General features: G+C 51.2%; 8 protein-coding genes. 3 read left to right on the top strand and 5 right to left on the bottom strand.

Annotated elements, in window-relative coordinates:
• From M0P74_17690 to M0P74_17700, 3 genes are all read left to right on the top strand, one after another.
• A partial coding sequence (locus M0P74_17690; protein ID MCK9365420.1) for a hypothetical protein occupies window positions 1-262 on the top strand: 262 nt, incomplete at its 5' end.
• Between the two features lie 201 nt (window positions 263-463).
• Window positions 464-817, top strand: a complete 354-nt coding sequence (locus tag M0P74_17695) for a transposase (GenBank protein MCK9365421.1) — start codon at window positions 464-466, stop codon at window positions 815-817.
• A gap of 42 nt (window positions 818-859) precedes the next feature.
• Entirely contained in the window at window positions 860-1,288 is a 429-nt protein-coding gene (locus M0P74_17700; protein MCK9365422.1) for a hypothetical protein, read from the top strand.
• A 304-nt stretch (window positions 1,289-1,592) separates the two neighbouring features.
• Here the strand turns inward: M0P74_17700 and M0P74_17705 are convergent, their stop codons facing one another.
• The 5 genes from M0P74_17705 to M0P74_17725 all read right to left on the bottom strand — a co-directional run.
• Window positions 1,593-4,424, bottom strand: a complete 2,832-nt coding sequence (locus M0P74_17705; protein MCK9365423.1) for a YCF48-related protein — start codon at window positions 4,422-4,424, stop codon at window positions 1,593-1,595.
• A gap of 56 nt (window positions 4,425-4,480) precedes the next feature.
• Window positions 4,481-4,810 (bottom strand): YCF48-related protein, encoded by a 330-nt coding sequence (locus M0P74_17710; GenBank protein MCK9365424.1) that lies wholly within the window; start codon window positions 4,808-4,810, stop codon window positions 4,481-4,483.
• A 734-nt stretch (window positions 4,811-5,544) separates the two neighbouring features.
• Window positions 5,545-5,775, bottom strand: a complete 231-nt coding sequence (locus M0P74_17715) for a hypothetical protein (protein MCK9365425.1) — start codon at window positions 5,773-5,775, stop codon at window positions 5,545-5,547.
• 90 nt (window positions 5,776-5,865) lie between these two features.
• Window positions 5,866-7,200 carry an FAD-binding oxidoreductase gene (locus M0P74_17720; protein ID MCK9365426.1) on the bottom strand — a complete coding sequence of 445 codons (1,335 nt, stop codon included), beginning with the start codon at window positions 7,198-7,200 and terminating at the stop codon, window positions 5,866-5,868.
• Between the two features lie 243 nt (window positions 7,201-7,443).
• The coding region (locus M0P74_17725) for a hypothetical protein (protein MCK9365427.1) at window positions 7,444-7,715 on the bottom strand (272 nt) is incomplete at its 5' end.

A 7,715-nucleotide genomic window follows, 5' to 3' on the forward strand; every position in this document is an offset into this window, starting at 1 on the left:
TCACCCGCGCCATAAAACGGGCATACACATCGCCTCCTGTTTTTGCGAATGTCTCGGCAGCGTAGAGACTATCGTAAGCAGCATAGGGATAATCGCGCCGCGCATCGCTTGTGAGGCCGAGCGCCTTCGCAGCAATCCCGACGACGCCATGCTCTCTGGCAATCTCCAGCGGCAGCGTGCCGGTCGTTTCCAGGCGATTGAGCAGCGAGGCGCTGTTTTAAACTGTTTTCTTCGGGAACTACAAAGATATACCATATTTTGAAGGCGCCCTGTTCCTTTCTTTCATCGGTCGCGGCAATGAGCAGCAACGGCAGCCGTTTATCCTGATAGAAATAAAGCGCGACTTTTTTATTTCGGACGGGCTTACGGCAAAAACCGTCAAGCGTCCATGGCGTTCGGTTTGATACCCTGCGGGAATAATGGTGTCATTAGTTTGTGATTTCACCACCATCTACACATCCTCGTGACGGATGGCTGTTTCTACGGCAACAGGGGCATGTTCCGCGTCGCCCCGCCCCTGGAACTGAAAAAGCTGGAGGCAATCTTCCGGCACAGGGTGCTCAAAATGCTCCTTTCCAGGGGAAAGATCACCACAAAGATGATCGACATGCTCTCCAGATGGCGGCATTCCGGCTTCAACGTCTTCTGCGGAAACCGTATTTCTCCGAATGACGATACGGCTATTGAAAACCTGGCCCGCTACATCATCCGGGCGTCATTTTCCCAGGAGCGGATGCAGTATCTGGATCAGGAGGGAAAGGTCGTCTATATGGCCAAGGACAGCAAAAAGACGAAGGTCTTCCCCGCTCTGGAATGACTGGTAAGTCTCTGCTCCCACATCCCCAACAGGGGCGAACAGATGGTCAGATACTACGGCTTCTACAGCAATGTTTCCCGGGGAAAAAGGCAGAAGGCGGGAAACGACGATGCCGTACCCTTCATTCTCGAATCACAGGGGGATGAAAAGACCTTCCGCCGGAACTGGGCACGATTGATTCATAAAATATACGAAGTCGATCCCCTTATCTGCCCACGATGTCAGGGTGCCATGCGGGTCATCGGCAGCATCGAGGACCCTTCCGTCATCCGCGCCATTCTGGTACATCTGGGGTTATGGCTGGCAAGAGCCAGGCCGCCGCCCAAAATCCATGACCCGCCTGTCTGCATGAACGGCGCAGACAGGCGGCCTGCCCCATCCATCCCGGATGACGTCTCGCAGATCCTCGTTCACGACGATCACTTCTATGGGGACCCTCAATACTCCTGGGACGATTACATCGAAGCATAACGTATCGAAAAAAGAGGCGTGCCGGAGAGGTTTGTCCGGATTGTGCTCAAAAATGCCATCTTGCCGGGTGTCTCGACCAAAAAGTGAACTGATTTCTTAAAAAGGATGATCGCCGATCCACCTTTCTCCTAAAATCGCATCGCCAACCCCTGGTTTTCGATAAAACGCGATGCAAAATAACCATTGACAAGCAAAAATAGCCCCCCTATACTCCCGCCGCGAAAAAGGAAGTTCTTATCAATTTGTTTGGAGCAAGTCCTTCAATACCGGATGGCAGCGCCAATGTACCTATGAGAGTTCTCCCTTACTGTTCCGTGCGCAGGCCCACAAGAGACTGCAGGATGAAGATCACCTCCACCATTCCGATCTTGCCGTCGCCGTTTACATCCGCTCCTGAAGATGCATAATCGTTACGGATACCCGCGGGAATCACACCGGATAATGTTTGTAAAGCCACAACTGCATCTCTTAGGTCCACTGCGCCATCCCCATTTATGTCTCCAACTTTTCCAGCTGTGTCATTGTCGTTATTGGTCACTGAAACGTCGTCTGCATTGAGACCGTTGTAGTTGCTGTCCGTCGAGGTCGCCGCAGCCGTCACTATGCTGTAGGCAACGTTCCCGTCCACGATCGTGTCATCCACCCCCGTCGCCGTTACCGTATGGGTGACATTCCAGTTGGCCGTCGTAAAGGTGACCGAGGAGGGCGAAACCGTCCCCTCCGTCGGGTCTGAACTGGACAGGTCGATCGTCACATCTGCCGTAGGCTGGGTTGTAAGCCTTAGGGTAAATGTGGCCTGTCCTCCTACTTCAGTGGTATCGTTGCTGATTGGCGATACGACAAACCCCGGCGCACTCATGGTAAGAATGACACCGCTATCACCGACGGCAAAGCCCGAAAGCCCCGAATTGATGAAAATACTTTTCAAGTCTACCGTTGTGCCGCTTCCCTGGGGTTCCCAAGTGATTCCTCCATCAGCCGTAATGAGGATCAGGCCGCCGTCTCCGACAACCCATCCTCGATTTAGGTCTAAAAAAAAGACGTCAGCCAAATGTCTGGCAGTGCCGCTTTCTTGAAGTATCCAGGTGGTTCCACCGTCGACTGTCTTTAAAATGGTTCCATCGGACCCAACAACCCATCCATTGTTGATATCGAGCATATGAATTCCGCTAAGACCCTGATTGGAGGGGTTCGGCTGTGTCGCAAACGACGGTGAATCACTGGAGGCGTTACTGATGCGAACGATCAAACCACCGGAACCTGTCTCACCGACAGCCCAACCGTTTTCAGCGTTGACGAAATAAATCTTCTGAAGGACAGTGGGAAAAGCGCTGACCTGTCCCCAAAATTTTCTCACTATGCTCCCGTCATCTTGCACATCATAACGAAAGAATAATCTCCAGTTGAGAGTGTTGGGAATACCCGAAGCCCATGCTGTTCTGGAAGTTACAGGAAAAAGAGATTGGCAATAATCAGATGGGGGAAAATATTCAAGGCCGCCCCATTCGGCACCGCCATTCGTAGTGCGTGAAACCGCGAATTGACCACCGGCCCAACCAACATTTTGATCAATAAAACGGACAGAATGGTAACCGTGAGCCGAATCAGAAAGACCTGAATTTTGCGGAGACCAGTCACCACCACCGTTTATTGTATGTAGTATGGTTCCATTGCTTCCGACCACCCATCCTTCATTGGCGTTGATAAAATGAACAGCATTCAAATGATTTGTCGTGCCACTGACCTGCGGTGTCCATGCCTGGGTTAGTTGTTCATTGTCGTGAACAGTGAGAACTGCCGTGTTTTGCGGCCCCAGTACTGCACCCCCGCTGGGGCTGCTTAGGGTCAAATTGATTGTTTTGTCGTCAGCTTCAGCGGTACTGTTGTCAATAATGATTACGCTGAAAGATTTGGCAGCGTCGTCTCCATCCTGCCAATTAAGATTCCCTCTGGCAGCCATATAGTGGACTCCTTCCACTCCTAAGCCGTCACTTGTGGCATATTCCACGCCTACAGCTCCGTTGCTGCCGCCTAACCGACTCACTGTGATGATAGCAGACCCGCCATTTTCATCGGCCTCATATGTGGTTGAAGCGAACTGTATGGCTCCCGATGGCACATGAATGCCCGTCCCACTCAACGGCACATTCAATACGGGTGTATCCGGATCATTGGATGGTATTTCAAGATTCGCATATTTTTCACCCTCTGATGCTGGTGAAAATTCCACCGTAACGGCACAGGTTTCCGAGGCCGCTAAAACCCGACCTGAACAGCTATCGCTCTTGATGTTAAAATCCGTCTTATCTTCACCGGAGATCGAAACAGTATTTATCATAAGATCATTATCACCAGAATTTTTCACTGTAAATGATTCTGTTTTGGTTAGCCCAAGATATACTTTAGTCGAAGACTCCAATTTATAGATCTTGCAATTTACCCAATCGACATTCCATAAAGATGTGCCGTCGAATGCAAGACCATATGGATAAGAACTAGGTGAAGCAAAAGAGGAAACGATATTTCCGGACATATCTAATTTATAAATTTTGTTATCGGTGTCGTCCGCATTCCACAAATGGGTGCCGTCGAATGTAAGACCGGTCGGGTTGGCCCCGGGTGAAGCAAAAGAGGAGACGATATTTCCGGTCATGTCCAGTTGATAAATCTTGCCGCTTGCGCTGTCGGCATTCCACAAATGGGTGCCATCGAATGCAAGACCGCTTGGGTCGGACCCGGGTGAAGCAAAAGAGGAAATGACATTCCCGGACATATCCAATTTATAAATCTTGCCGTCCGCGCTGTCGGCATTCCACAAATGCGTGCCGTCGAATGCAAGACCGGTTGGTCGGAAACCCGGTGAATCAAAAGAGGAAACGACATTTCCGGACATATCCAATTGATAAATCTTTTGGCCGATTGGATCCGTATTCCACAAATATGTGCCGTCGAATGCAAGGTCATAGGGCCACGTACATGGTGAGCTAAAAGATGCGACAGGATTCAACTTCTCAAACGATTCAGGTGTTACGGTAATGTCCGGCTGGGCTTGGGCAGGCAACGACGATGCATAAAAAAACAATGAAGAAAACAACAAAATCTCGATAATTTCAAGCAAACGCTTTTTGCTGTTCATGTTATTTCCCCCTGTTATTTTATTATGAAAATTTCATCCCAACCATCCTCTGATCTTCAACTGACTGCACGTACTATTATTCTGCCTGTGCCGGCCCACCCGATATCATGATCAATAAAACGAATTGCCAGAAATCTTTCTGATGTATGAGAAGTTTGGAGGGACCAGTTAACAGCACCATCTGTTGTATGAAGAATGGTTCCATTATAACCAGCCGACCACCCTTCACCGGCACTGATAAAATGGATTGAACGCTGTGTTTCTGAAGTGGGGATACTCGTGATTTGCCAGGTTTGGGCTGTGACAGAATTAATGAGTAATAGATTGAAGAAAATAATGATCCATAATATTAATACAATTTTGGCACTTTTGATTAATTGTCTCATGACCTCCTCCTTATTGATGGGATTAGGTGAGGTGATAGGTGATAAGAACTTGCTTTCACTGGGAGGGAGTATAGGTGATTGTTTCCTTGTGTGTCAAGGGCGAACTTGGCACATCATGTTGAGGGCCGAAGGATTGCGGACGGGGGTGTTCCGGGGTGGTATGGTCCGCTGTGAACGCAAGGGGGAGCAACCCTGAGATTTACTGAGAGACGGCGTTTTGAGCGAAAAAAGGTGGAGAACACCCTCCAGGCGACATCTCGATTTCTCGGCTCATGGCAGGAGGTCCGCCGGGTATATGGGGTCCACATAAAACCCGTTATCGGAAGGGCAGACCTGCGTGTCGGAATAATCGATATGGGGCTCGGTTGACAAAGGCTGCGATTTGACGCTTCGGGGTGGGGGCCTGCCTGTGCGGCGCACGCAGACAGCCTGGGCGTGCGCTCCCATAGACCGAGGTGTTTGAGTATCTTTTCTATGATGTCTTCAGCTTCAATGAAAGCGATGACGGCCATCGGCCCATGGCACTTGGGACACGTCAAGGGATCGATTTCTTCGAAGTTTGTCCTAGGCTCGTGAGGTGGCAAGTTTGCTCTGCCGGCAAATGGGAAGAGCAAGCCAGGCGGAGGTTAAACGCCGCTTCAAACGTGATATAACGACACCAAGCAGGATAACCTCCAGAATTGAGGAAAAAGGCAAAACTTCCAGTGACCTCGCCGAAAAGATCCACACCTATATTAATACAAAAAGACAAGACTGAGCCCACTTATTTGAAAATATCCTGCGTTGTCTGTCGCGGTAATCTTAACAAAATAATTGCCATCATCTGCAAATTCCAGTTGTTCAGTGAAGTTTCCAAGTTTTTGTGAAAGTGATTTTTTTGGGTTTACAACACAAGCGGTTAATGCAGGATTTGTCTGGTTTATTGTTTTATTTTGTCGATGGCGGGCGAGGTGTTTTTCATTCACGGCGGCCTGCGGCTGGGATCGCGCGGCTGATTGACCCAGGTGGAGTCGCCTGGCTTGGGGAAGGAATTTCCATCCCCGGGAGGCCTGCGATTAGAAAAAGATCTTGTCCGGGTTCATTAATCCCTTGGGATCGATCAATGCCTTGATTTTTTTCATTAGTTGATAGCTTCCGCCGTGCTCCAGCTCCATGAATTTGCGCTTGCCGATGCCGACGCCGTGTTCGCCGGTGCAGGTGCCGCCCAGCTCAACGGCGCGTCCGACTATTTTGTCGTTGATGCCTTCGAGCAGCGACCACTCCCGGACGTCTTGCGGGTTGCCCATCAGGACGACGTGCAGGTTTCCGTCACCCGCGTGGCCGAAAACATAACCGACAGCGTTACATTCATTCACGAGGCGCTGGGCGAAGCTGATCATTTCCGGGTAACGGGAGATGGGAACGGCGGCATCCAGAACAATAGATTCCTTTCCCTTATGGGTTTGGTGGATCGTTTCCCACGCCTCATGCCGGGCGCGCCAGAGATTATCCCGCTCCTTTTCCTCGACGCCGAAGACAAAGCTGGAACTGCCGCAGCCCTCCGCCAATTCCTCTGCCAAAGTGGCAGTTTCCAGCAGCGCCGGTTTGCTTACCCCGTGAAATCCACAGAAGAGGCTGGGCGTCTCCCGCAGTTTCAGCCCCTTTGCCCCGTTCATCAGACGGATTAATGCGGAGGGGAGCAGCTCCAGTGCGGCAGGTTCCAGCCCGGCGCCGATCATCAGGGAAACTGCCTTGGCGGCGCTTTCCAGATCGTCAAACGTGATGACCGTTGTCAAATGGTGCGAGGGGGCGCCGGTCAGTTTCAGCGTCGCCTCCGTTACGGCGCCGAGCGTGCCCTCCGAGCCGACAAAGAGGCGGGTAAGATCGTAACCGGACGAAGACTTTCCCACCAGGCAGCCGGTATGAATCACCTCCCCAGCGGGAAGGACAACCGTCAGTTTCATGACGGCATCCTTGGTGGCGCCGTATTTGATTGTCTGAACGCCGGAGGCGTTATTGGCGATCATCCCGCCGATGCTGGCGTCGGCGCCCGGATCTACGGGGAAGAAAAGTCCGTACTGGCCGGTCTGGCGGTTCAGTTCTTTGCGTAAAACGCCCGGTTGGACGTCGGCCTGCAAATCCTCGGGGCGGATCGCCAGGATTTTGTTCATCCGGGTGAAGTCCATCACCAGACCGCCCCGGGTATGAACGGGATTGCCCTCGGTGCTGGTTCCCGCCCCCCAGGGGGTGACTAAAATTTCCTGACGGTATGTCCACGCCAGAATGCCGCTGACTTCTTCAGTGCTGACGGGCCAGATAATGCCCGCCGGCAGCGCTCCCACATGCGAGGAAATGTCGTGGATATGCAGTTCCCGATTGGAGATGCCCGTTGAAAAACGATCCGGGCCCACGAACGAGGCTAAAATAGTTGTCTGTTAACGGGTAAATTCATTCATTTTGTTTTCCTCCGGATTTGCAACACAAAGGCGACAGCGGGCGGATATCACAGATGACAGCGAAAGGACAATAAAAAAACGACAGGGGACAGAGAAGATTTTGTTGAATGAAATCGCTGCAGAAATTAAATCTGTTCGTGATGCGCATACATAATGGACATAATCATTGACGCCAATGTTCTTGTTGTCGGCAGCTTTTTAGAGGTCGTTCCCGGAGTAGGAAAGGTTGAAGCTCTTGTTGATTAGCGGAAAATCCGGGACGATGTAGCCGGCCGCGGCATAACCGAGCAGTGTCCAGTTTAAGAAAGAGGAGTCGCGCAGTGCCACTCGACTTATTTCGCCCTGTTCGTCTGTGCGGATGAAATAGACGATGCTGCCCCGCCAACCTTCCACGATTCCAACCGATAGAGAGTTTTTCCGGAAAGTCAGGGCAGTGGATGTTGCCTGAATCGCTCCTGCGGGCAAACCTG

The sequence above is a fragment of the Syntrophales bacterium genome (assembly GCA_023229765.1).
Lineage (GTDB): Bacteria > Desulfobacterota > Syntrophia > Syntrophales > UBA5619 > DYTH01.